Source organism: Embleya sp. NPDC025285 (assembly GCF_055558835.1).
Genome location: NZ_JBVHLU010000137.1, coordinates 1 through 23738 on the forward strand (window position 1 = coordinate 1; position 23738 = coordinate 23738).

Genomic DNA, 23738 nt, shown 5'->3' on the forward strand with positions numbered 1-23738 from the left:
GCCGATCCAGTTGAAGAACTTGACGCCGGTGGGGACGGCGATCAGGAACGTCATGAAGGAGAAGAACGGCAGCATGACGGCGCCGGTGGGGAACACGTGGTGGGCCCAGACGGCGGCGAACAGGGGCGTGGCGAACATCAGGAGCATGATCGCGCCGTGCATGGTGAAGGCCTGGTTGTACTGCTCGTTCGAGAGCAACTGGGTTCCGGGTCGGGCCACTTCGGTCCGGATCGCGAGCGCGAGGATGCCGCCGAACAGGAAGAACAGGAACGATGTCGTCAGGTACAGACTGCCGATCGTCTTGTGATCGGCGGCGGTCAGCCACTTCACCACGATCGTCCCGCGACGAGACGAGCGCGGAACCGCCGCCCTGGGCTTCGCCGTGATCCCCTCCCACCCCCGCGATTCGTCGTCGTTCAGCGAGCGCTCGTACACGACACCCTCCGAGCCATTCACGACCACGACACTCCGCCCTGGCACGCGCGCCCGCTGCCCACGACACTCGGCCCCACACCCGACAATCGAGCATTCACCCGAACGGCTCGCAAAAGCTCGAGCAGCTTCGTCCGCGTATTGAAAGGCAGGTTTTTCCGCTCCGTCGGAATGACGGGCCCACGTCCGGAGTGTGCGGTGTGCTCCGTCCGCGCGTTCAAGACCACCAAGCCGCATGGCTTTCAGGACACCAGGAGGCCGCAGCTGCGCGATCCCCGAAAACTCGCTCGTGGACGCCCCCCGACGTTTCCTCCTGATGCTCGCCGGACCGTCGCAGCCTGTTCACATAGCGTCATACTGCCTGCTCGGAGTGACTGCGAGCAACCGTCCCGCCATTCGGGTGACGTGCGCTTCCCCGTAGGGCCGGTAAATACCGCGACTACGGTTCCTCCGTGGTGTGGTGCGGGTCGCACGACTGGCGCTCGAGCGGGAGCCTTGTTTTCGTCGGATTCGGGCAGTAGGCATCCACCCCGAATCGCACCGTGCGAGCCCGGCGCGCAGGCCCGCGTGGCCTGTGCGGAACACGACCGCTGTGCATCGTGCCGTCGAGTGGATCGTGCCGGCTATTGATGGCAAGGAGCTTCTGATGCGTGTTTCATTGGGAGTCGAGGAAGAATTCCATATCGTCCGAGCCGACACTCGAAGCCTCGTGCCCGAGGCACCCGCGCTCTTGGCGAAGTTGTCGAGCGACACCTACACCCAGGAGTTTCGGCGGTCCGTCATCGAGACGAACAGCGCCGTGCATCCGACGCTGGACGCGCTGTACCGCGACCTCAGCGACACCCGTCGCACGCTCGCCGATACGGCTGACGCCCTCGGGCTGGCCGTCGTGGCCGCCGGCACGGTGCCCCAGGCCCGCATCGAGGACATCCAGGCCACCGACGAGCGCCGATACGCCGATATGGCCGAGGACTATCGGCTCGTCGCCGACGAACAACTCATCTGCGGGGCACAAGTGCACGTCGACGTGCCCGATCGGGACACGGCCGTGCGTGCGACGGCGCTCGTTTCCCCATGGCTTCCGGTGCTGCTCGCGCTCACGGCCAGTTCGCCGTTCTGGCTCGGCGCCGACACCGGATACGCCAGTTGGCGCACGATGTTGTGGCAGCGCTGGCCCACGGCGGGACCCATCGGCCACTTCGCGTCGGCCGCCGCCTACGACGAAACCATCGCCGATCTGGTCCGGTCCGGGGTCATCAGCGATCCCGGCATGGTCTATTACGACGTCCGCCCGTCCGCGCGGCATCGCACCCTGGAACTGCGCATCACCGACTCCTGCCCACGCGTGGAGACCGTCGTCCTGGTCGCGGGCCTGTTCCGTGCCCTCGTCGTCGATGCGTGCGAGGCGGTCCGCGAGGATCGCACCGACTGGCCGATCGCCGGCATCGAGTGGCTGCGTGCGGCAACCTGGCGCGCGGCGCGCTCCGGGCTCGAAGGCGCGTTGATCGATCCGCTCACCCGTGAACCGGCGTCCGCCTCCGACGTCGTGCACACCATGCTGACCCGGCTGCGACCCCGTCTGGAAGCCGCGGGCGACTGGACGACCGTGCACCTTCTGGCCCGCGAACAACTCGCCCGCGGCAGTGAGGCTCATCGACTGCGGCGCTACGCGCCCCGCGAGCGTTGGACCGATGCCGTGGGCGATCTGATCGCACTCACCCGCGGTGACCGCCCGCCGACCACCCGCCCGCGACCCGGAACCCAAGCGACTACGAACCAAGGAGACACGCAATGTGCGGCCTGAGCGGCGAGATACGTTTCGACGGCACCAGACCCGACCTCGCCGACGTCCAGCGCATGACCGACCGCCTGGCGCCCCGGGGCCCCGACGGCCGCGGCATGTGGTGCCAGGCCGCGATCGCACTCGGTCACCGCCGCCTCCAGGTCATCGACCTGTCCGAACGCGGCGCGCAACCGATGACCGACCCGGAGACGGGTCTGACCGGCGTGTTCAACGGCTGCATCTACAACTACCGCGAACTGCGGGATCAATTGCGCGGCTTGGGCCACCGCTTCTTCTCCACCTCCGACACCGAAGTGGTGCTCAAGGCGTATCGCGAGTGGGGAACCGACTGTGTGGAGCACCTGTACGGCATGTTCGCGTTCGCGATCGCCGAGCACGCGAGCGGTCGCCTCGTGCTGGCCCGCGACCGCCTGGGCATCAAACCGCTCTACCTGGCCCACGAGCCCGGTCGCCTTCGATTCGCCTCTTCCCTGCCCGCCCTGCTCGCCGGCGGCGGCATCGACACCTCGATCGATCCCGTCGCCCTGCACCAATACCTCAGCCTGCACGCCACCGTCGCCGCGCCGCGCACCATCCTGGCGGGCGTACGCAAGCTCGCCCCCGCCACGATCCGCGTCGTGGAGCCCGACGGCGAGTATCGCGACCACCGCTACTGGCAACCGGACTACACCCGCCGCGCCGAACACGCCGGCATGAGCGCCGGCGACTGGCGCGACGCGCTCCTGGACTCGCTTCGAACGGCCGTACGAAGGCGCACCGTGGCCGATGTCCAAGTCGGCGTCCTTCTGTCCGGCGGCCTGGACTCCAGCCTGATCGTCGCACTCCTCGCCGAAGCCGGCCAAGAGGACCTGGCCACCTTCAGCGTCGGCTTCGAATCCGAGGGTGGTCAAAGCGGCGACGAGTTCCACTACTCCGACCTCGTCGCCCAACACTTCGACACGGACCACCACCAACTGCTCGTCCCGTCCGACCGCTTGTCCACCGCCCTGGACGGTGCCATCGCCGCCATGAGCGAACCGATGGTCAGCCACGACGTCGTCGCATTCCATCTGCTTTCCGAACAGGTCGCCAAATACGTCAAGGTGGTGCAGAGCGGGCAGGGTGCCGACGAGATTCTGGCGGGCTACCACTGGTACCCGGACCTCGCCGCCGTCCCGCGCGACCGCGAACCGCAGACATACGCCGACGTGTACTTCGACCGAGCACACGCCGATTTGTCCCACATGGTGCAACCGCACATGACGGCCGACCACGACGTCTCGACCGAACTCGTCACCACGCACATGAGCGCACCGGGCGCGGAGACCGCGCTCGACGCCGCCCTGCGCCTGGACACGCACGTCATGATGGTCGACGACCCGGTCAAGCGCGTCGACAACATGACCGCCGACTGGGGTCTGGAAGCACGCGTCCCGTTCCTCGACCACGAATTCGTGGAGCTTGCCGCAGCCTGTCCGCCCGAACTCAAGCTCGCCCAAGGCGGCAAGGGCATCCTCAAGGACGCCGGGCGCCGCGTGCTTCCGGTCGAGGTCGTCGACCGGCCCAAGGGCTACTTCCCACTCCCCGCCATCACCCATATGGCGGGCCCCGTGCTCGCGCGGGTACGCGACGCGCTGTCCTCGCCCCAAGCCCTCGAACGCGGCGTCTTCCGCCCCGACTTCGTAGCCGAGTTGCTGAGCGCGCCCGACACTCATCGCACCCGTCGCGGGGCGAACACGCTGTGGCAGGTCGCCCTGTTGGAGATGTGGCTACAGACCCACGGAATCGAGTGAACACGATGCACGACCCGCAGCCACCCCGCACAGGCGAGCGGGGCGGCTACCGGCTTTCCGGGGACGCACCCGTCGCCTCGGCCCTGCCCGACGCGGTCGGGGCACGCGATAGCGCCCACCGGTGGACACGGGCGCACGCCTGCGGCGGCCCGTCCGGTGACCAGACCGGCGAACACGTGGCCTTCGTATGCGATCGGGCCGGAGTGCCCCAGGTGTGGACCGCAGCCGCGGACGCCGACGAACCGCACCTGCTCGACACCGGTTCCGACCCGGTGAACGAAGTGTCCTGGTCGCCGGACGGGCGGTGGATCGCGTACGCCGCGACCACCGGCGGGGGAGGACGCACGCGCGTGCTCTGCGTACGCCCGGACGGGTCGGGACGCCGAGTGCTCGCCGACGCCCCGGACGGCGGGTCCGCGTACCTGGGATGTTGGACACGCGACGGACAGGCGGTAGCGCTCACCACCGAATCCGCCACCACCGACACCCGGGCGTCCTCGGCCGCCTCCGCACCGGCGGCGTCCGCCCGCCGTGCGGGCGCAGGACCGGCGACCGGTCGCCTGGTCCGCACCTTCGCCGCCGAGCGGGAAGCAGGGGAAGGTGTGGGTGACAGCTCGTCGACCGCCTACCTGGTGGACCCCGACGGTGTCCGCTCGCCCACCCTGATCGCCGGTGAGCAGGGCGCGGCGACCCTGCGCGTATGCGACGTGTCGCCCGACGGACGCCTGGCCCTGCTTCGTCGCGGGCCGCGTGGCCGGCGCGAGGCGGCGATCGTGTCCACGTCCCATGGGGAGCCGGTGTGCGTCCTGCGTGCGGCGGACGGAGACCCGTGGATCGGCCGGTTCGCGCCCGACGGGCGCACGCTGTGGCTGCGCAGCGATGCCGACCGGGAGTTCGCGGCTCTGGTCCGCGTCGAACTCACCGCGACCGGTTCGCTCCTCCGTACGCACGTCGTCGCCGCACGCGAGGACGCCGACCTGGAGCTGCTGGCGGTCACCAACGACGGGCGCACGGCCGCACTGTCCTGGAACAAGGATGGTTGCAGCGAAGTCGAGATCGCCACGCTGCGCCGATCCGGGGCCGCCACGCGCCTTCGCACCGTGCCTCTGCCGCACGAAGTCGCCACCCGCCTGGCGCCGGCCGGCGCCGACGGTTGGTGGATCGCGCTCTCCGGATCGCGGCGCCGCCCCGGCGTGTGGCGGCTGCGCACCGACGCGGTCGGCCCCACCCGCACGCCCTGGTCCTCGCGCGGTGCCGACGTCACGGGGCACGGCACGGCGCCGGTTGTACCTCGACCGGTGCGAGTACGCTCCCGGGACGGCCTCCTCGCCACGGGCTGGTACTACCGCGCTCCGGACCGCGACCAGGTCGGTGCCGCGCCGTGCGTGGTATCGCTGCACGGCGGTCCCGAAGAGCAGGCACGGCCCGTCTTCGACGCCTTGCATCATCGCCTGCTCACCAGCGGCATCGACGTGTTCACGCCGAACGTGCGCGGTTCCGGCGGAGCGGGCCGCTCATTCGTCGACGCCGACCTCGGCCGCGGGCGATTCCGCGCGTTCGACGACGTCGCCGACTGCGCGGCACATGTCGTCCTGGCCGGATGGGCGGACCCCAACCGGCTTGCGGTAATGGGTCACTCGTACGGCGGATACCTTACCTTCGCCGCTCTGACCTGGTATCCGGAACTCTTTCGCACCGGCATCGCGATCTGCGGCATGTCGGACCTGACGACCTTCTTCGCGGGCACCGAACCGTGGCTCGCACGCTCGGCCGCCGTCAAGTACGGTCACCCGCGACACGACCGAGAACTCCTGCGGGAACTGTCCCCGATGAACCGCCTCGACGCCCTGCGGGTGCCCTTTCTCGCCGTGCACGGCGAACACGACACCAACGTACCGGCGGACGAATCCCGTCGAATCGTGCGGGCCGCGCGCGAACGCGGCATCGGGGCACAGATTCTGCTCCTCCCCGCAGAAGGCCACGAGTTCCTGCACACGGACAGCCGTGTGCGCGTGGGCAACGCCATCGAACACTGGATGTCGCGCCACCTGTCGGCCTGACCGCCCCCGCGGGACGCGAGGTGAAAAGTCGGGTGAACCGGCGTTGGTCGTCGTTGTTGGGGAACTCGCGATTCATGACGCCACTGCCCGGTTCCCAGACGTCCTATTGGATCGAGTCCGCCCCCGGTCCCGGTCATCCGGCCTTGGCCGAGGACATCGAAGTCGACGTGGCCGTGATCGGGGGCGGAATCACGGGCGTGTGCACGGCGTGGGAACTCGCCTCGTCCGGCCTTCGGGTCGCGATCGTCGACGCCGGACGGATTGCCGAGGGCGTCACAGGGCACACGACGGCGAAGGTGTCCGCACTGCACACCCTGCTCTACCGGCACCTGCGCCGGCACCACGGCGCGGACGCGGCCGGGTTGTACGCGCGGTCCCAACAGGACGCCGTCGAGCACGTGCGGACCCTGAGCGAACGATTGGGCATCGACTGCGACCTCGAACGCGTACCCGCCTATGTCTACACGACGTCGAAGGACGGCCTCGGGCGGATCAAAGAGGAGGCCGAGGCCGCAGCCGAGGCCGGCCTGGACGCCTCCTTCGTGCGGGACACCACCCTGCCCTTCCCGGTCGCGGGGGCCGTTCGGGTCGAGAACCAGGCCCAATTCCATCCGCGCACCTTTCTTCTGGGTGTCCTGGCCGCCTTCTTGGACGAGGGGGGTCTCGCCTTCGAGTCGACCCGGGTCACCCGGTTGACCGAGAGCGATCCCTGTCGACTGGAAACGGCGGACGGATACGCCATCGTCGCTCGGAACATCGTCGTGGCCACCCATTACCCGATCTTCGACCGGGCGCTTCTTTTCACGCGTCTCGACCCGCACCGCGAACTCGTCGTGGCCGCGTCGATCCCCGCCGAACAAGACCCGCAGGGCATGTATCTGACTTCCGACGAGGCCACCCGTTCGGTGCGCACCGCGCCCTACCGCGACGGTGAACGACTGCTGGTGGTCACCGGGGAAAAGTTCAAACCGGGCGCGGGGGGAGTCGCCGTACGGTGGCACCGCATGGCTGGCTGGACCCGAACACACTTCCCGGACGCACGATTTCTCTACCACTGGGCCGCGCAGGACGTGAGCACCACCGATCGCATCCCGTTCGTCGGACGGCTGCATCCCCGGACGCGGCACGTCCACGTCGCGACCGGCTTCGGCGGGTGGGGCATGAGCAACGGCGTCATGTCCGCGCGCCTGCTCGCGTCGAGCATTCTGGGCGAGGAATCGCCGTGGGCACACCTGTACGATCCCTGCCGACTCCCCGGGCCGAAGGAGGTGCCCGCCTTGCTGAGCCTTCAGGCGTCCGTCGGAGGCCATTTCGTCGGGGACCGACTCCGCAAGCCCGACGCCCGGTCCGTCGCCGACGTCGCTCCCGGCACAGGTGCCATCGTGGCGGGGGCGAGCGGCAAGTGCGCCGTCTACCGCGACGAGGCAGGCACCGTCCACGCGGTGTCGGCACGATGTACCCACCTGGGCTGCCTGGTCGCCTTCAACGATGCCGAACGCGCGTGGGAATGCCCCTGTCACGGTTCCCGCTTCGACATCGACGGCAACGTCCTGCAAGGCCCCGCCAACCGGCCCCTGCGCCGGGAGGAGAGCCCGGACTCGGGGTGATCGGCCTGCCGGCACGCCACTCCATGGCTGCCTCCGCGCACGCGTCGGGGGCACGGTCGGGCCGAGACCTGCCGCCGCACGGTGTCGCGGTCCCGACGCCGCTGCGGGAGCACGTGCCACGGGCCGGGAGAAGCGATGCCTTCAGCCGTCCCTATCCGGGGAGGCGGGTCGCTGTGCGGCCCATGTGTCCCGTGTCGCCTCGTCTGCGGGCCGGTGGTAGCCGGGGGCCGCCCCGAACCCGAGCATGGACATCACCTTGCCCGTGACCACACCGAGCACGGCAACGCCCACCGCGACGGCGAACAACCATGGCCGCGCGAAGACGACCGCGAACCCCCCGAGGAGGGCACCCGCCAGGATCACCGAAATCCCCGTCCACGATGCCGCCGATGTACCGTGCTGCGCACTCATCCGCATCCCCCTTTCGATCCTTTCGCCCGGTCCCGAAACAACATCGGTAGTGCGATGGCCCGGCCCGGAAGCGCCACGCAGGTTCGTACGGCCACGTGCTCTACCCGACTCGGCTCGAATCATGTCGGTGGATACGGGTTGGCGAGAAAGTCACCTTCGGGGGAGGCCAATGCCGGGGTGCACGGATCTCTCGGTCCTTGTCGGGACGCTCCCAGGAGTCCGGATCGTCACATGACTGGGCGTACTGGCGACCACCGGGCACCTGTCGTCCGGACGAGGTGTGCCCGACTGGCGGGGTCGGGCACCGCCTCGCCCGCAAGGCAGCGCCGGTGGGGTCCCCGTCCGACCTCGGTCGCCGACCGGACTTCGGTCGAACGCGGAGACGGGCTCGCGGACTTCGCGCGGCACCGACATGTTCCACGTGCCGCTCGAGGAGCGCGGGAAGCTGACGTGCCTCCCGTCGACTTCGACGTAGCGAAAGCCGCCCTGGGACGCCATTGCGGAAGGTGGCGGCCTTCTTGAAGGCGGGCCGGGGAGCGGCTCGACCTCGAACCGTTCAACTCGGGGTCGCTACGTGCCTGTTCTCGCGGTGCGGGGTTGTGGCCCGGACGCGGAGTTGTGGGCTACTCCTACGGCGAGGTGGGGGCCCAGGCGGCCTGGCCACGCAAGGCGTCGTGATCCGTGACCGCGGCGTCGTGGCCGGTGACGGTGGCGTGGCGATCGACGAAGTGCGCCGCGCTCACGAACACGTAGTCGATTTTGATCGGTGTCGCTTTCGCCGTGTCGAACGTGGGTGCGCCGCTGCGGCATTGCGTGGCCGAGGGGAGGCAATTGGGCGTGTAGTACGCCTGGTCCGTGTCGTCGACCTCGACGAATCGTCCGTGGCCGCCCGTGTGGGAGTACATGCCGTCCAGGCCCGGATGGTCAGGCAGGAGGTTGAGATCACCGCCGACGATCACCGGCTTGCCCGATCGCACGACATCGTCGACGATCGCGGCGAGCCTTCGATTCTGCTCCACGCCGGCGTCCTCCGGGCTGGGGTGTCCGCTGCACACGTGGACGGGCCGATCCCGCAGCGCGGTGTCGGTGCACAGCAGGCCGAACTGCTCGCGCGTGGTGTCCGGAGTCGTCAGGTTGTGAAACGTGGCCGGGCCGACCCGGCCCTTGACGAGTACTGCAATGCCTTCGGGGCGCTCGCCCAGGCTGTCGGGCCGGCAGCCGGACCCCTCGTCGAGTTGGCTGTGGAAGGCGCCGGTGTAGCCGCGCGGACCGAGGTCGGCCAGGAGCGCTTCGAACTGCACACTGCACACCTCGCTCAGGAAGACCGCGTCGGCGTCCCAGGTGGTGATCTCGCGTTCGGCCTTCGCGACCCTGCGGGTGATCTCTCCCCCTATCGAAGGGTCTTCGGTACAACCGCTCCAGCCACCACAGATGTTGTACTGAAGAAAGTGCAAGGGAGGTCGGCCGGTCGTTGTGGGACCTTTCGCGGCAGCCGCGGAGAACCCGGGCACCAGGCCGAATACCAACGCGGCGAGCAAGAGCGATTTGGCGCGCACGGACGATCCCTTCACGGCCTACATTGCCGGCAACCGGTCCTCGAACAGCCGGAGTTCACGACACGCTGATTGCATCGGACATCACCGGCGAAGACATCGACTTTCTCGATGATCACACGAGCACCGCGCACAACCTGGAAGGCGCGACCAACGGCCACCGCGCGGCCCACCATGACAGTCGAGCCGACGGCCGAGGCGAACCCGGGTGGCGAGACATGCCGCGAGGACCCGGCGGCGTGGACGTCGGCGCGGCGGCGGGCCGGGGCGATGTCGGCCTGGACGTGCTCGGAGCCTTCGGCGCGGTTCTGCATGCTGCGATTTCGCGGTTCCGCCGTTCTTGAGGTAACAGTCGCTTGTGTCCGAGGAACGCGAACGGCCGGGCACGGTCACACGAGGTGTCCTGTGCCCGGCCTGCTCCCGCGACGCCCCCGATGCGCAGCCGCTGCTTCCGCTCTTCGGCTGCCGTGTCGATGGCAGATGACCGAGGTTCGTACGGACCTGGTGCCAAGCCACGCCCGTGCATGGAAAACCGCCGTCAGTCGTCGACTCGGACGGGACCGGTGACCCCGGACGGCGGGCGGTTCCCGGCCGGCATCATGCCCGCGCCCGGCGTGGATCACCCCGCACCGGGCGCGCGGCGACCGGGCCTACTGGCGGCCGTGGATCGTCTTGTTGATCCAGGTCTTGTACGCGGTGTCGTTCGTGTACAGGCCCGGGCCCGTCGCGCAGCCGGGCTTGCCGTCGCCGTCGCCCGAGGTGGTGCCGATCAGTTCCCACCTGCCGCTGCGGTTCTTTTGGATCTGCGGACCACCGGAGTCACCGAAGCAGGCCATCGCCTTGGGCTTCTGGCTGATCGTGCACAGGCGGGTGGCGTCGGTGCGGCCGTTGCACTCGGCGCTGGTGCCCAGACGGGTGTCCAGCTCCTGGAGCCGGTCCGGGAAGACCGCGTTTTCCAGACTGTCCGGGTCGACGATGGTGCCGAAGCCCAGGATCCGAGTCGGCGTGCCCACCGGCCCGGCCTGCTTGGCGAGCTTGATCGGCTTTTCCTTGACCGGCCGGTCCAGGCGGATCAACGCGAGGTCGTTCACGTTGTAGCCACCCTCTTCGGCCGGCTGCGAGTAGCCGGGGTGCATCACGATCTTGTCGATGCCGCGAACGGTGCCGCCCTGCGTGCGGTCCGGGCTGCCGATCCGCACCGTCCCGGCCAGTTCGATCGGCAGATCACGGTCGACACAGTGCGCCGCGGTGAGCACCCAGTGTCGGTCGATCAGGGTGGCCCCACAGCCCGCGTCCACGCCCGCCGCCTTCATCGGTACGTACGCCATGAACGGGTAGCTCTGGGTGGAATCCTGCCCGTTGACGATCGCCCCGGCGCTGCCGGCGAACGCCGTGGTGCCGAGCACGAGTACCGCGCCCGTGGCCGCGATCGCCTTGGCGACCAGACCGTGTCGGCGGCGCGAGGTGGGGCCGGTTTCAGCGGTGGGACGCGAGCTGTTTGCGCGCATGTGGTGACCTTTCATGGAGGGAGGATCGGCCGCACAAAGGTGCGGCGGCCGTACCCGGGCCGGACGTCTCCCGCGTCCGAGCCCGTGCGATTCATCCTCGATCCGGCGCGCCGCCGGGAACAGCGGCCTCGATGTCATCCTCGAATAGATTCCGGACATGCCGGTGACCCCGGTACGCGCGCTCGAGGGGCCGTCGGACCCCCGGTCCACCGCCCCCCAACCCGTTTCGGCGCGACCCGTTCCGTGGGCTACATCACCACCCCGGAGCTGGGCTCCAGCGTCTCCGTCCGCGCCCTGGTCCGTGAACTCAGAACGGACCGCCAGTGAAGTCGGGGTCGAGAATGAGCGGAGGAGAGGGCTTGTCCGTCGTTGCCACAGGCCGCCGGCGTCCGACGAGCCGCGGGCGGCCACCAGGGCGGGGTCGATCGGGTCGGCGTGGTGGGCGAAGGACTCGATACGCAGGTCGGGGCCCTCGTTTGCCGTGCTGATGAAGCGAAGTGGGTCGACAGCGGATTGCCGGTGGACGGTGCGGGTGGAAGGTGAGGTCGGATTTCCGCCGGCAGCGGGGAGTCGTTCTCGGCAAGGTGGCCCCGGCGGTGCCGCGGCCGAAAAGGGCTCCAGGCCGGGGCGGGTGAAGGTCGTGAGAGCGCTTTCGGACGGGAATCGGACTGGTGCCCGGATTTCGGGGCCGTGGCGCCGGCCGCTGATCGGCGCGGCATCCCCTTGCATGTGCAAGTGACTGTGCGTCAATGATCAGTTGCGTAGCGTGTCGATCTGGGTGACGGTGGTAAGACCCCCGTTCATTCGATGGAAGGTCTGTCTGTCATGCGCAACACTCGAATAGTGGCCATTTTGACCTGTGCCACGCTCGCAGCCGGAGCTGGAACCGCGGTCGCCATCGGGGAGGCCGGCGGGTCCCCAACGGTTGCGGGCGTTCGTGTCGCGTCTCCGGCACAGCCCGTCGCGCTGTCCATGGAAGCCGCGACGAAGCAGGTCGAGCAGCTCGGATCGATGGGGGCGCTGGCCAAGGCGTCCGCCGACCTGCTCGCGGCGGCGCAGCCGCGTGAGGGAGCCGCTGCGGACACCTCCAAGGTCAAGGAGAGGCTGACGGCCGTACAGACCGCGGGCAAGGATCTGCTCGCCAAGGCCCCGGCGGACAAGACCTCCTCAGCGGGCTCGGCGACGCCTTCGGTCGCCCTGACCCAGGCGGTGTCCGCGGTGGTCTCGAACGCCGAGGCGCTCGCGGCGGCGATCACGAGCACGGAAAACAAGCCGGTCACCCCGCCGGCCGCCAAGGGCGGCAACGATGTTCCCGACATCGCGGCTCTGGTGGCCTCGCTCGCCAAGAGCCTCCTCAACGTGGCCGGCTCCCTCGTGGGTACGCTCACGGCCGCCGGCGGTCCGGCGGCCTGATCCGGCCATCACCCCGGGCGGCGGAAGAGCCGACCCGGTAGGCGTGCCCCCGTGACACGCCAAGCGCAGCCACACGATGTCGCCACTTCGGCGCCCCGGTTGCCGCGCGCCGCTCACCACGGTCCGGCTACGCCGCGCAGGCCACCTCCTCGACGGTGAGGGGGTGGCCTGCTCATCCATGGGGGTCGTGAACGAAGGCGTTCGCCCGGCTGGGGCGCGGTGACCATTGCGTGTCCCATCGGCTCGGTCGTCGTGTACCTCAGGCAGGCGGATGTCCACCTTCGCAGGTCGTCCGGATCCCGGCCTACTGCCAGAGTCGTTCCTCCAGGCCCATTCCCGACGTTCACAAACACACATGCCAACGGACGGGGAAACATCTCGCCGCCGCACCACCTTCGGCCTTGTCGCGGTGCGACGTGACGCCGATGTCGAATCCGGCCCGACCCAGGGCGACGGCGGTGGCTCGTCCGATACCCGATTCGGAACCGGTCACGATGGCGACGCGAGGGTGCTCGGCCCGGTCGGCCGGTTGCCCGTTGCCGATCGTCTCGGCACTTCCGAACATCTGGCGTTCGAATGTTCTCGACGTTTTCGCTCTTCATGCCGTTCCCTTCGTGTCCCTTGCGTGCCGACTCCGAGGGCCCGGGCCCGCCCGGATCGGGGTCGGCGGCACGTCTTACTCCTTCGTGCTCATACCTCGCCGCGCCAGGCGCCGGTCGCGCCCCTGGACTCGATGAACTTCTTGAAGCGCTCCAGGTCGCCCTTGGCCTGGCGGCGGACGAAGCCGAGTTTGTCGCCCACGGTGTCGGCAACGCCCTGCGGGTCGTGGTCCAGTTGCAGCATGATCTTGCAGCGGCCGTCGTCCAAGTGATGGAAGGTGACCACGCCGGCCTGTCGGACCTCGCCCTCGACGGTGGTCCAGGCGACGCGCTCGTCGGAGATCTGTTCGGTGATGGCGGCGTCGAACTCCCGCTTGATCCCGTTGACGCTGGTGACCCAGTGGGTGAGCGTGGGCGTGCGCTGCTCGATCCGCTCCACGCCGTCCATGAAGCCGGATTCGTCCCGAGAACACATCGCGTTGCGGATCGGCTGCGGAAGTGATCGTCTCCCCGGACGGGCGCGGGCCATGGTCGGCTCGGGTCGTGTCCGGCGACCGCCCCACCCCCATCGGCCTGCTCGGCCCTGCCGGGGGGTCCGGAGCCGGCGATGTGCCGGGGGTCGTCCGAGGTGGCGCGTGATTTCGCTTCATTCCCGGGGGAGAAGCGGCCCCAGGGGGCCGAGGTCGATGTTGAGGTCTTCGGGGGAGAGGTCGAAGTACTCGCGTAGTTCGGCCATTCGTTCCTCGAGGGCCATCAGGGTGAGGCCCATCCGCTCGATCTGATCGTCGGTCAGCCCTCCGTGCTCGATGCGCCGCAGGGCTTGTTTCTCCATGAGCTGGCGCAGGAGTTCGACGATGGTCAACACCAGGCTCACCAGTCCTCGCTCGACCGTCTCGGGGTCGGCCGCGATTCGCCGGCCGACGGTGGGGGAGGGTCGAGGGTCGGGCTCGCGGCCGGTGGGGGCACGGCGAAGGGTTCGTGGCGGCGGTTCCGATGGGACGTCGCGCCGACGTGCTCGGGAAGGGTGTGGCTCGGCGGCTGTCGGGCGGGCGATGCGATGGTGTCGGGCCGTCGTCACGGTCGCCTCCCGGGGCCGTCCTCTTCCTGGGCCACCGTGCCGACGGAGGCGACCAGCGCGCGCAACGAGATACGGACGAGGTCGACGTCGGCGATGCACAGGGTGATTTCGCCACTGATGACGACGCCCCCCGCCAGCACGCGGTCCAAGAGGTCGACCAAGGCTATGTCGCGACCGCCGTCCCAAGGGGCCGGCCGATGATCGGACGAGGGTCGGCTGGTTACGGGATTCCATCCTCCCGGGGGACGGCGACGAAGGAGTAGGCCGGCCACGGACCGCTGAGTTCGAGACGGATACCGGGGAAGCTCGCGCCCAAGTGCGCCACGGTGGCAGCGAATTCCGTCGCCCGAGCGTCGTCTGTCAAGTAGGAGGCGTTGAGCACCATCCAGCCCTGGTAACGAGCGAGCCCGGCGTCCTGTGGTGGGTGCAGGACGGCCAGCGCGGCGTGGGTGGTGAGGGTGGCGTGGATGCGCTCGGCGTAGGCGGCGGCCCGGTCGCTCGCGTTCGCGCGTTGTGCCTGGCGGGCACGTTTGCGCAGGAGGTAGGCGGTGCCGGGATTGTTCGGTTCCGAGGGTTGATCGTCGGGCGCGGCAGCGAGCGTCTCGGGATCCGCGTAGGCCTTGACGCCCCACTCCGCCCGATCGGACAACCGGGACAGGGCCGAAGTGAACGTTTTCTCGCATCGGCCGAGCACGGTGTTCCCCCCGGCCGACGCCACGGCCGCAGGCGTCGGCGGGAGCGCGGCGCGCCTGGTGCTTGTCGACGGTGAGTGTGTGGCCGCGGGTCTCGAGTCCATCCGTCGAGGATGAAGCCGGTCAGTCGCGGCCTGCGTTTCGGAGGTGTTCCGCGGTGCGGCGGACGAGTCGGTCGGAGGTGGTGGGGTCGAGGCCGGCGTCGGCGGGGATCGTGATGGTGGCGAGGTTGGGCCCGATGCGTACGAATATCGAGTCGACGGTTCTGGTGTCGCCGCTCTGGTTGGTGATGATGCGCATGCCGAGTGTCTCGTCCCCGACGGTGGGGGAGGCGACGGCGCGAAAGCGCGCGGTGGCACCCGCCCAGGGCACGGGGAGGTCGGCGCAGCCGGTCAGCATGGCGCGCGTCTTGGCCAACTGCAGGGCGGCGCCGTTGCCTTCGTAGGTGTGGACGGCGGCGACCAGTCGGGTTCCGGCCGTGTTCTCGAAGGTTCGCTGTGCGCTGAGGAGAACGACGATCGGGCCGGTCGGCGCGCCCGCCAGGGCGCGGTCGCACCCGGCGTCGCCGCTGAGGCCCGAGTACGGCGCGGCGGCCGGCTTGGGCCCGGTGTCGGTCAAGGCGCCTGCGGTCCAGCCGGTGCCGACGTCGTCCACGGTCAACACGGCGCGCCTGGCCCGCTCCACGGTCAGCGGAGCCGCATCGGGGGCCGGGGGAGGGGCGGGCGGGCCGGAGGGGGTCTGCTTCATGGTCGACGCCACCCCCGGGCGCCCCTCTAACGCGGATGCCACCGTCGTGGCGGTGGCGGGGTCCTTGAGCTTGACACGGAAGGACTCCGGGAGTTGCTCGGCCCTCATGGCGTCGAGGAGGAGGGGGTTGCCGGCGTTCTGCGCGCGAAACAACTCCCACGCCTGTCCCCGGTCCTCGAAGTACACGTGCTCGACCTGCGGCATGGCTTTGAGCGCGGCGAGGATCTCCTCGCGTTGGGTGGTGGTGACAGCGCCGCTGGAGCAGCCGCCCGTCCTGGGGTCGGAGACCCGGCACAGGAACACCGCCAGGTCCACCTTCCCGGCCCAGAAGTCGACGCCCGGCGCCAGGTTGTCCGTGTGCCAGGCGGGGGCTTCCTCGTCCGTGTCGTCGGGGCCGGGCCCGGCCGACCCCGAGCCCGCCGAGGTCGGCTGCCTCGGGTGTGCCTTCCCGTCGTCGCCGCCGGAGCAGGCGGCGGCCGTCGTGATCGACAGGATCACGGCCGCGCATCGGATGGCGATCCCGCCCGGGCGGGTGGTCGTTCGTTGGCCCATGCTCATCCCCCGATGTGAACGCGTCTGATACCGAGCGTAGTTGGTGGGTCTCTCACCGGATCCGCCCCACCCTCGTGGGCGTCCGACGGGTCGGACCTCCGGCGCGAACGCGCGTCCTTCCGGCGGATGCTGCGTGGTGTTCGGCGGCACCGGCGATCGGGTTGGATCATGGCCGGGATCGGTCGGTCCGGCCTGTTCCTTTCGGAAGGTCCGAGGTCTACCGTTTACGGCCCGGGAGAGGTCCGGTGTCCTGCGTTCACCGGGCGCCTCCGCCCGCACGCCCGACGGGGTGACCCTCCGGTGTGTGGCTCCCGGTACCGGCGGGACGCTGTTGGTTAATCCGGTCGGTCTGCGTAACGACGGCCTGTGTGACCCCGTTGGGGTTGTGCAGGCCGTTGTCGTGTCAGGGGTGGGGTTCGTGTCTTTGCGTGGGGTGGATCTGGCGGAGGTCCCGGAAGAGACCGCGCGGGTGGCGCGTGCGGTGTTCCCGAAGGGGTGTCTGGCAATGCGGGTGCGGGATGCGCTCGGGCCGGTCTTCGCCGATGCCGAGTTCGAGGGGCTGTTCCCGGTCCGGGGGCGCCCGGCGCTCTCGCCGGCCCGGCTGGCGCTGGTGTCGGTGTTGCAGTTCGCGGAGGGGCTGACCGACCGGCAGGCCGCGCACGCGGTCCGCTCACGTCTGGACTGGAAGTACGCCCTCTCGCTGGAGCTGACCGATACCGGCTTCGACTTCTCCGTGCTCAGCGAGTTCCGCGACCGGCTCGTCGACGGCGACGCCGACCGGGTGGTGTTCGACGCGGTACTGCGGGCTGCCGGGGAAGCCGGGCTGGTCAAGCCGGGCAAGCGGCAGCGCACGGACGCCACCCACGTGCTGGCTGCAACGAAGGACCTGAATCAGCTGGAGTTCGTGGTCGAGACGCTGAGGGCGGCACTGAACCAGCTCGCCGAGGAGGCCGGGGACTGGCTGGTGACGGTGGCGGCGCCGGAATGGTACGACCGGTACTCCAGCCGTCCCGAGGACACGCGCTTCGCTTCCCGGTGGGCGGCCAAAGTCGAGCACGCGGACCAGGCCGGGGGCGATGGCATGGCGCTCCTGTATGCCCTCTGGGGCAATCAAGTCCCCGTGCAGCTACGGAAGTTGCCGGCTGTCGAGTTTCTGCGCCAGGTGTGGGTGCAGCAGTTCCATCACGTCGACGGAGTCGTGCGCTGGCGTGATCCGAAAGACCGACCGCCCGGCATGAAGCGCTTATGCACTCCTTACGAGCCCGAGGCCCGCACCGGCTCCAAACGGGATCTCGGCTGGTCCGGCTACAAGGTCCACCTGAGCGAGACGTGCGAGCCCGATGCCCCACACCTGATCACTCACGTCCACACCACCCCGGCGCCGGTCAACGACGTCGTTGTTCTGGAGGACATCCATACCGCTCTTGCCGGGCGCGGACTGCTGCCCGACGAGCACCTCGTGGACGCCGGGTACATCGATGCCGAACAGATCCACCATGCCCGACGCGATCACGGGATGGAACTGATCGGGCCGGTCAAGACCACCAGCGTCCGTCGGCAGATGACCGGGGATTTCTTCGACAACACTCGTTTCACCGTCGACTGGGACCAGCGCACGGCCGTCTGCCCCGGCGCCAAGACCAGCGTCTCCTGGAGATCGGCCCAAAGCCACCGGGGCACCCCGGTGACTCGGGTCCGATTCGCGGCCCGCGACTGCGGGCCCTGCGGTCTGCGGACTTCGTGCACCGACGCCGGGACCGGCCGCAACCTCACCCTGCGACCCCGCGTCGAACACGAAATCCTCCAGCAGGCCCGGCTCGAGCAGGACACCGACCAGTGGCAACGCCGGTACGGACACCGCGCCGGCGTCGAGGGCACCATCTCCCAAGGTGTTCAGGCCTTCGGCCTGCGCAGATCCCGCTACCGCGGCCTCGCCAAGACCCGGCTGCAACATCAGCTCACCGGCGCTGCCATCAACCTCGCCCGCCTCGATGCCTGGCTCACCGGCAGACCACTCGCGAAAACCCGCGTCTCACCCTTCGCGGCACTCCGCCCCACTGGACGAGATCCCGTGGGGCGGAATTAACCAACAGCGTCCCGGCAGGGGCCCCAGCGCTTCCCCCGCGGAAGGCCGGATCGACGAGGGACCGAAAGGCAGGCACGTGCACAACGACGGCTACGACCAACGGCCCGAACCCCTGCGGACCATCGAGGAATGCGGCAAGTGCCATGCTCCCGCAGAGCCGGGCACGCAGAGTGTCGTCAGCGCCGGACCCTCCGGCGTCGTCACCGTCTTCCACACCCGGGAATGCCTCGAGGCTTTCAGACGCGAGATGCGCGCCCGTGCCGACGAAGGCGCGCAACGCGAAGCGGTGATGCGCCGCGGCATGGCCGCGCTGCGAGCGCACCTGCGCGACCACCCGCCCGCACCCGCCGACGATGCCGCACCATACGCCGCGGTGCTGGCCGAACTTGTCGAGCAGCACCTGGTCGCGGACATGCGCGGCCGCCACGTCGTGCACCGGGACGTGTTCGAGGTCGCCGGCCGGCACCTCGCCCACGTCCCCGGCATCGACGGCACTCCCACCCCGCCACCCGACGGCGCCCCGCAAGACCTCGAGCCGTACACGGTCCCCGAAGACGACACCGCACTCCTGGCGTGGGTACTGGACCACGGCGGAACGATCCCCTACGACGGCGACCTCCAGTTCCGCCCCGACCCGCTGCACCGCATACTGCTAAGTTCCGCTTTGACCGGGTAAGTAGTAGTCAAATACTGGCATTTCGGCTGCTCGGGGGCGAGTGTGGTGCCGAAGTTTCTGATGGCCCGTCAACCCGTGGACGGGGACGAGGAGAAGAAGGTCCGGAGGCTGGCCGGGGCGCGTCACGCGCCGGCGGACTGGATCCTCCGTGCCGGGATCGTCGCGCTGAGCTGGGAAGGTCTGCGCGTGCCGCAGGTGGCGGCTCGGGCGGGGTGCGATGCGAAGACCGTGCGGCGGTGGCTGCACCGGTTCAACGAACAGGGCCTGGACGGTCTGGGCGATCGGCCCGGCTGCGGCCGCAAGCGGCGGATCACCGAGGCGGAGCGTTCGCGGATCGTCGCCCTGGTCAAGTTGACGCCGCCCGGCCGGCTGGAGATGCAGGCGTCCGACGAGCTGTGGGCGGCGGACGAGTCCGGGCCGCCGGAGTGGACGTTGGACGCCCTGGCCGCCGAGGCCGGGAGGCTGGGTATCGAGGTGGGTCGCAGTCAGGTCCGCAGGATCCTGCTCGCGGAGGGGGTGCGGTGGCGCCGCACCCGGTCGTGGGTACGGTCGAGGGACCCGGATTTCGCGGGAAAAGGACGCGGATCGTCGAGCTCTACACCAACCCGCCCGAAGGCGTCACGGTCGTGTGCGCCGACGAACTCGGCCCGGTGATCCCGCGCTCGTTCCCGCCGGCGCCGGGTTGGTCGCCGGACGGACACCGCATCAAGAACGTGCTCGACTACAGTCGCGGGCCGGAGAAGACCTGGGTGTACGGCGGCTTGCGCGTACGCGACGGAACCGAGGTCACGATGACCGCGTCGTCACGCAACAGCGTCTTCTACCAGCAATTTCTCCAGCTCGTCGAGGACGCCAACCCCACCGGCGACATCGTGGTCGTCACCGACAATCTCTCTTCCCACAACAGCTTTTCCACCCGGGAATGGCTCGTCGACCACCCCAGGATCCAACACGTCTTCATCCCCGTCGGAGCCTGTTGGCTCAACCTCCAGGAAGGGTGGTGGCGCATCTTTCGCAAGGCCGCCCTGGCAGGTCGCTCGTTTTCCAACCCCGCCGACATCGCGCAGGCCACGACCCTCGCGACCTTCCAACTCAACGCCCGTGCCAGACCTTGGATCTGGGGCAGACCGGCCCCACCGACCCGCACGTTACGGCGCCGGTTCGAGTACACCCTTTGAGGAACGTAGCAATACCGGTGGTTTGTTGACAGCGGGTCGGGGTCGCGGTATGCCGATGGGAGGGAACGTCGCCTGCGCCTCGGGGGGTTGCGATGACCAAGCGTGTGCCCTGTCCGCCCGCACCGGGGCCGTTGGAAGCCTACGCCGCGCGGTTCGACGACCTCTTCTCGACGTTGGCACAGCGCCGCGGGTTCCGCGAGTACCTGGCCGGGCTGTTGCTGCCGAGGGACCGCAACAAGACGTTGACCTGTCTGGCAGGGACGGAACCCGTGGTCGGTGCACAGCATCCGGCGGTGCAGCGGCTGCAGTTCTTTCTGTCCGAGTCGACCTGGGACCACGAGCGGATCAACGCCCGCCGCGTGGAACTGCTGCTCGCGGATCCGGCGACCGCGTCGCACGCGGGCGGGGTGTTGGTGATCGACGACTCCGGCGACCGCAAGGACGGCACGGCGACCGCGCACGTGGGCAAGCAGTACCTGGGATCGGTCGGGAAGATCGACCGCGGCGTCGTCACGGTGACCACGTGTTGGGCGGACGAGCGCCTCTACTACCCTCTGCACGCCGTCCCCCACACCCCGGCCCACCACTTCCCACAAGGCAGGAACGACCCCGACTTCCGCACCAAACTGCGGATCGGGGCCGCCTTGGCCCGGGAAGCGAAACAGGCGGGGGTGTCCTTTCGGGCGGTGGCCGCAGACTGTGCCTACGGCGACCAGGACGGCTTCCGCAGCGAACTCGCCGACGCCGGACTGCCGTTCGTGATGGCGCTGAAGCCGCGCCACGGGATCTGGGCCCGGGGCGACCAGGCCCATACCCCGGTCGACGCCGCCCGCGTCCTGGCCTGGGGCGGTCCGTGGGATCCCGGCGACTGGCACGCGGTGCCCCGAACCTTCCGCGACGGACACACCGAGACCTGGTGGGCCGCCGACGCGACCCGGGACGACCCGACTGGTGGTGGCCACAGCCGACCCGGCGACGCTGCCGGCCAAGGCCACTTGGTATCTCGCGACCAACCTGCCCCGTCCGGGAGGGCCGCGCGAGGACGAAAGCCGGCACCCCGCGGCCGACCTCGCCGAGATCGTGCGCGTCTATGGGATCCGTCATTGGATCGAGCAGAGCTACAAGCAGGTCAAGGACGAACTCGGATGGGCCGACTTCCAAGTTCGTTCCGACATCGCCATCCGCCGCTACCAGGCCCTGGTCAACTGCGCGTTCTCGTTCTGCTGGGACGCCTGGTTCGCCCCACCCCCGCTCCCGTCCGTGGATGCCGAGGAGTTGGAACCGCACGGCCCAGAGAGGGGGAATTCCCGCGTCCCACCAGCCCCGAACGGCCTCCTGGCCCCAGGCGATCCGGGCCGTCCGTGGCTGGTTGGCGCCTTGGACCACGCTGCAACGCTACTGGCGGGCGTGGTCGACCGAGCCCCCGCCCACCGAACTCCAGAACCTGATCAACGCCCTCGGCGCAGGAAGACCCATCGGCCTCTACACCCCGGTCTAACAAACCACCGCTACTGCTGAGTTCCGCTTTGTGTGGGTAAGTAGTGGTCAAACAGTGCTGTTTCGGCTGCTCGGGGGCGAGTGTGATGCCGAAGTATCTGATGGCTCGTGAGGCCGTCGATGGGAACGAGGAGTCGCGGATCCGGAGGTTGGCCGGGGCGCGTCACGCGCCGGGCGACTGGATCCTGCGGGCGCGGATCGTGGTGGCGAGTTGGGAGGGTCTGCGCGTGCCGGAGGTCGCGGCGCGCACGGGGTGCCACGCCAAGACGGTGCGGCGGTGGCTGCACCGGTTCAACGAACAGGGCCTGGACGGGCTCGGCGACCGGCCCGGATGCGGGCGCAAGAGGCGGATCACCGAGGCCGAGCGTTCCCGGATCGTCTCCCTGGTCAAGCTCGTTCCGCCCGGCCGGCTGGAGATTCAGCCGTCCGACGAGATGTGGGCCGCGGACGAGGCCGGGCCGCCGGAGTGGACGTTGGACGCCCTGGCCGCCGAGGCCGGGAGACCGGGCATCGTGGTGGGTCGCAGTCAGGTCCGCAGGATCCTGCTCGCCGAGGGTGTGCGGTGGCGCCGCACGCGGTCGTGGGTTCGGTCGAGGGACCCGGATTTCGCGGGAAAAGGACGCGGATCGTCGAGCTCTACACCCGCCCGCCCGAAGACGCGACGGTCGTCTGCGTCGACGAGCTCGGCCCGGTGATCCCACGCGCGTTCCCTCCGGCGCCGGGCTGGTCGCCGGACGGACACCGCATCAAACACGAGCTCGACTACAGCCGCGGCCCGGAGAAGACCTGGGTATACGGCGGCCTGCGGGTCCGCGACGGGACCGAGGTCACGATGACCGCTTCGTCGCGCAACAGCGCCTTCCACCAGCGGTTCCTCCAACTCGTCGAGGACGCCAACCCGACGGGCGAGATCATCGTCGTCACCGACAACCTGTCCTCCCACAACAGCTTTTCCACCCGGGAATGGCTCGTCGACCACCCCAGGATCCAACACGTCTTCATCCCCGTCGGAGCGTGTTGGCTCAACCTCCAGGAGGGATGGTGGCGCATCTTTCGCAAGGCGGCACTGGCCGGCCGCTCGTTTTCCAACCCCGCCGACATCACACAGGCCACGACCCTCGCAACCTTCCAACTCAACACCCAAGCCAAACCCTGGATATGGGGAAGACCCGCCCCACCGACCCGCACATTACGGCGCCGGTTCGTCTACACCCTTTGAGGAACGCTGCACTACTGAGGTTTCCGAGTCCGATTGACGGTGCGTCATTCGTCTTCCAGCAGTTCCACCTCGCGCCCGGCGAAACGGTCCTGGACAACGTGGCCGACGGACTGCTCTACGCGGGTGTGTCGTTGCGGGAGCGCCGGCGTCGGGCCGAGGCCGCGGTGGCGAGGTCAAGGTGTCCCGGCACTCCGACGCGCTGAGCGCCGCGCGGGCCTCCGACGAGGCGTTCACCGGGCTGCTCCTCGGGCTCGGTGGCGTGGCTCTCCTGGTCGGCGGAGTTGGCGGGGTGAACACCATGGTGATCTCCGTCCTGGAACGCCGCCCCGAGATCGGTCTGCGCCGCTCGCTGGGCGCCACTCGGGGACAGATCCGTACCCGGTTCCTGTCCGAGTCCCTGCTGCTGTCCCTGTTGGGTGGCATCGGCGGGGTCGCACTCGGCATCGGTGTCACGGCCGTGTACGCCACCACCCGGTCGTGGCCCACCAGGTCTCGGGCCGGGGTCGGGCCGGTGGTCGGCACACGCGGTGCCCCGCACCTTCCGCGATGGGCACACCGAGACCTGGTGGGCCGCCGACGCGACACTCGGGTGGTGGGGACCGGACGGGACGACCGACCGGTGGTCGCCACCGTCGCCGATGAGGGGTGGTCCGCCCGCGTAGCCTGGCGACGTGATCATCTTCCGCGAGGCAGGGCCCGGCGATTTCGATGCCGTCCTGAGTCTCTACCGGCAGCTGCAGCCCGAGGACCCGCCGATATGCGACGGCGTGGGCGTGGCCGTGTTCGCCGGGATCCTGCGCTCGCCCGGTCTGCACCTGTTCGTCCTGGAGAGCACGGGCGAGGTCGTCGCGACC

At 69.5% G+C, this 23738-nt stretch carries 22 protein-coding genes and 3 pseudogenes; 15 read left to right on the forward strand and 10 right to left on the reverse strand.

Annotated features, from left to right (window positions below):
* A partial coding sequence (locus ACZ4FV_RS46800) for a cbb3-type cytochrome c oxidase subunit I (protein ID WP_465327167.1) occupies window positions 1-387 on the reverse strand: 387 nt, incomplete at its 3' end.
* Window positions 388-889: 502 nt separating this feature from the next.
* On the opposite strand from ACZ4FV_RS46800, the gene ACZ4FV_RS46805 reads away from it, so the two are divergent.
* From ACZ4FV_RS46805 to ACZ4FV_RS46820, 4 genes are all read left to right on the forward strand, one after another.
* A complete protein-coding gene (locus ACZ4FV_RS46805; RefSeq protein ID WP_465327126.1) occupies window positions 890-2236 on the forward strand; it encodes a carboxylate-amine ligase in 1347 nt (448 codons plus the stop codon).
* On the forward strand, window positions 2224-4008 hold the full coding sequence (locus ACZ4FV_RS46810) for an N-acetylglutaminylglutamine amidotransferase (RefSeq protein ID WP_465327128.1): 1785 nt from the start codon (window positions 2224-2226) through the stop codon (window positions 4006-4008). The genes ACZ4FV_RS46805 and ACZ4FV_RS46810 overlap by 13 nt, the downstream gene beginning before the upstream one ends.
* Window positions 4009-4013: 5 nt before the next feature.
* Window positions 4014-6068, forward strand: a complete 2055-nt coding sequence (locus ACZ4FV_RS46815) for an alpha/beta fold hydrolase (protein WP_465327130.1) — start codon at window positions 4014-4016, stop codon at window positions 6066-6068.
* Window positions 6069-6142: 74 nt separating this feature from the next.
* Complete coding sequence (locus ACZ4FV_RS46820; protein ID WP_465327132.1) at window positions 6143-7675, forward strand: FAD-dependent oxidoreductase; 1533 nt, start codon at window positions 6143-6145, stop codon at window positions 7673-7675.
* A gap of 141 nt (window positions 7676-7816) precedes the next feature.
* On the opposite strand, the gene ACZ4FV_RS46825 is transcribed toward ACZ4FV_RS46820, so the two are convergent.
* The 4 genes from ACZ4FV_RS46825 to ACZ4FV_RS46840 form a co-directional block, all read right to left on the reverse strand.
* Complete coding sequence (locus tag ACZ4FV_RS46825; protein ID WP_465327134.1) at window positions 7817-8086, reverse strand: HGxxPAAW family protein; 270 nt, start codon at window positions 8084-8086, stop codon at window positions 7817-7819.
* Window positions 8087-8715: 629 nt separating this feature from the next.
* A complete protein-coding gene (locus tag ACZ4FV_RS46830; protein WP_465327136.1) occupies window positions 8716-9642 on the reverse strand; it encodes an endonuclease/exonuclease/phosphatase family protein in 927 nt (308 codons plus the stop codon).
* An 11-nt stretch (window positions 9643-9653) separates the two neighbouring features.
* Window positions 9654-9953 (reverse strand): hypothetical protein, encoded by a 300-nt coding sequence (locus tag ACZ4FV_RS46835; protein ID WP_465327139.1) that lies wholly within the window; start codon window positions 9951-9953, stop codon window positions 9654-9656.
* Window positions 9954-10289: 336 nt separating this feature from the next.
* On the reverse strand, window positions 10290-11147 hold the full coding sequence (locus ACZ4FV_RS46840; RefSeq protein WP_465327141.1) for a S1 family peptidase: 858 nt from the start codon (window positions 11145-11147) through the stop codon (window positions 10290-10292).
* A 972-nt stretch (window positions 11148-12119) separates the two neighbouring features.
* On the opposite strand from ACZ4FV_RS46840, the gene ACZ4FV_RS46845 reads away from it, so the two are divergent.
* Window positions 12120-12560: a hypothetical protein gene (locus ACZ4FV_RS46845; RefSeq protein WP_465327143.1), complete on the forward strand. Its 441-nt coding sequence runs from the start codon at window positions 12120-12122 to the stop codon at window positions 12558-12560.
* Window positions 12561-13250: 690 nt separating this feature from the next.
* On the opposite strand, the gene ACZ4FV_RS46850 is transcribed toward ACZ4FV_RS46845, so the two are convergent.
* The 5 genes from ACZ4FV_RS46850 to ACZ4FV_RS46870 form a co-directional block, all read right to left on the reverse strand.
* Window positions 13251-13634 (reverse strand): SRPBCC family protein, encoded by a 384-nt coding sequence (locus ACZ4FV_RS46850; protein ID WP_465327146.1) that lies wholly within the window; start codon window positions 13632-13634, stop codon window positions 13251-13253.
* Window positions 13635-13805: 171 nt separating this feature from the next.
* Window positions 13806-14033, reverse strand: a complete 228-nt coding sequence (locus tag ACZ4FV_RS46855; RefSeq protein WP_465327149.1) for a gas vesicle protein K — start codon at window positions 14031-14033, stop codon at window positions 13806-13808.
* A 200-nt stretch (window positions 14034-14233) separates the two neighbouring features.
* A complete protein-coding gene (locus ACZ4FV_RS46860; RefSeq protein ID WP_465327152.1) occupies window positions 14234-14398 on the reverse strand; it encodes a gas vesicle protein in 165 nt (54 codons plus the stop codon).
* A gap of 59 nt (window positions 14399-14457) precedes the next feature.
* Window positions 14458-15033: a GvpL/GvpF family gas vesicle protein gene (locus ACZ4FV_RS46865; RefSeq protein WP_465327153.1), complete on the reverse strand. Its 576-nt coding sequence runs from the start codon at window positions 15031-15033 to the stop codon at window positions 14458-14460.
* A 19-nt stretch (window positions 15034-15052) separates the two neighbouring features.
* Complete coding sequence (locus ACZ4FV_RS46870) at window positions 15053-16228, reverse strand: permease-like cell division protein FtsX (protein WP_465327155.1); 1176 nt, start codon at window positions 16226-16228, stop codon at window positions 15053-15055.
* 418 nt (window positions 16229-16646) lie between these two features.
* Between ACZ4FV_RS46870 and ACZ4FV_RS46875 the strand changes: the two genes are divergently transcribed.
* The 10 genes and pseudogenes from ACZ4FV_RS46875 to ACZ4FV_RS46920 form a co-directional block, all read left to right on the forward strand.
* The gene (locus ACZ4FV_RS46875) at window positions 16647-18314 is read left to right on the forward strand and encodes an IS1182 family transposase (RefSeq protein WP_465327170.1); all 1668 of its coding nucleotides are present in this window, start codon (window positions 16647-16649) and stop codon (window positions 18312-18314) included.
* Window positions 18315-18390: 76 nt separating this feature from the next.
* A complete protein-coding gene (locus ACZ4FV_RS46880; RefSeq protein WP_465327157.1) occupies window positions 18391-18990 on the forward strand; it encodes a hypothetical protein in 600 nt (199 codons plus the stop codon).
* A gap of 60 nt (window positions 18991-19050) precedes the next feature.
* Window positions 19051-19644 carry a helix-turn-helix domain-containing protein gene (locus ACZ4FV_RS46885; protein WP_465327159.1) on the forward strand — a complete coding sequence of 198 codons (594 nt, stop codon included), beginning with the start codon at window positions 19051-19053 and terminating at the stop codon, window positions 19642-19644.
* Window positions 19617-20168 (forward strand): transposase, encoded by a 552-nt coding sequence (locus ACZ4FV_RS46890; RefSeq protein WP_465327160.1) that lies wholly within the window; start codon window positions 19617-19619, stop codon window positions 20166-20168. Before ACZ4FV_RS46885 ends, ACZ4FV_RS46890 begins: the two co-directional genes overlap by 28 nt.
* A 92-nt stretch (window positions 20169-20260) precedes the next feature.
* A pseudogene (locus tag ACZ4FV_RS46895) lies at window positions 20261-21686 on the forward strand (IS701 family transposase).
* Between the two features lie 65 nt (window positions 21687-21751).
* Window positions 21752-22360 carry a helix-turn-helix domain-containing protein gene (locus tag ACZ4FV_RS46900; RefSeq protein WP_465327162.1) on the forward strand — a complete coding sequence of 203 codons (609 nt, stop codon included), beginning with the start codon at window positions 21752-21754 and terminating at the stop codon, window positions 22358-22360.
* Window positions 22291-22884 carry an IS630 family transposase gene (locus ACZ4FV_RS46905; protein ID WP_465327172.1) on the forward strand — a complete coding sequence of 198 codons (594 nt, stop codon included), beginning with the start codon at window positions 22291-22293 and terminating at the stop codon, window positions 22882-22884. Before ACZ4FV_RS46900 ends, ACZ4FV_RS46905 begins: the two co-directional genes overlap by 70 nt.
* A 47-nt stretch (window positions 22885-22931) precedes the next feature.
* Window positions 22932-23057: pseudogene (locus tag ACZ4FV_RS46910) on the forward strand (ABC transporter ATP-binding protein); the annotation flags it as partial.
* Window positions 23054-23371: pseudogene (locus ACZ4FV_RS46915) on the forward strand (FtsX-like permease family protein); the annotation flags it as partial. The pseudogenes ACZ4FV_RS46910 and ACZ4FV_RS46915, both read left to right, overlap by 4 nt.
* Window positions 23372-23555: 184 nt before the next feature.
* Window positions 23556-23738: GNAT family N-acetyltransferase (locus ACZ4FV_RS46920; protein WP_465327165.1), on the forward strand; the 183-nt coding region annotated here is incomplete at its 3' end.

Coding starts and splice junctions, on each gene's coding strand:
- ACZ4FV_RS46810 (WP_465327128.1), top strand. CDS start 2,224: ATGTGCGGCCTGAGCGGCGAGATACGTTTCGACGGCACCAGACCCGAC.
- ACZ4FV_RS46815 (WP_465327130.1), top strand. CDS start 4,014: ATGCACGACCCGCAGCCACCCCGCACAGGCGAGCGGGGCGGCTACCGG.
- ACZ4FV_RS46820 (WP_465327132.1), top strand. CDS start 6,143: ATGACGCCACTGCCCGGTTCCCAGACGTCCTATTGGATCGAGTCCGCC.
- ACZ4FV_RS46825 (WP_465327134.1), bottom strand. CDS start 8,086: ATGAGTGCGCAGCACGGTACATCGGCGGCATCGTGGACGGGGATTTCG.
- ACZ4FV_RS46835 (WP_465327139.1), bottom strand. CDS start 9,953: ATGCAGAACCGCGCCGAAGGCTCCGAGCACGTCCAGGCCGACATCGCC.
- ACZ4FV_RS46840 (WP_465327141.1), bottom strand. CDS start 11,147: ATGCGCGCAAACAGCTCGCGTCCCACCGCTGAAACCGGCCCCACCTCG.
- ACZ4FV_RS46845 (WP_465327143.1), top strand. CDS start 12,120: ATGGAAGCCGCGACGAAGCAGGTCGAGCAGCTCGGATCGATGGGGGCG.
- ACZ4FV_RS46850 (WP_465327146.1), bottom strand. CDS start 13,634: ATGTGTTCTCGGGACGAATCCGGCTTCATGGACGGCGTGGAGCGGATC.
- ACZ4FV_RS46865 (WP_465327153.1), bottom strand. CDS start 15,033: ATGGACTCGAGACCCGCGGCCACACACTCACCGTCGACAAGCACCAGG.
- ACZ4FV_RS46870 (WP_465327155.1), bottom strand. CDS start 16,228: ATGGGCCAACGAACGACCACCCGCCCGGGCGGGATCGCCATCCGATGC.
- ACZ4FV_RS46885 (WP_465327159.1), top strand. CDS start 19,051: ATGGCCCGTCAACCCGTGGACGGGGACGAGGAGAAGAAGGTCCGGAGG.
- ACZ4FV_RS46900 (WP_465327162.1), top strand. CDS start 21,752: ATGCCGAAGTATCTGATGGCTCGTGAGGCCGTCGATGGGAACGAGGAG.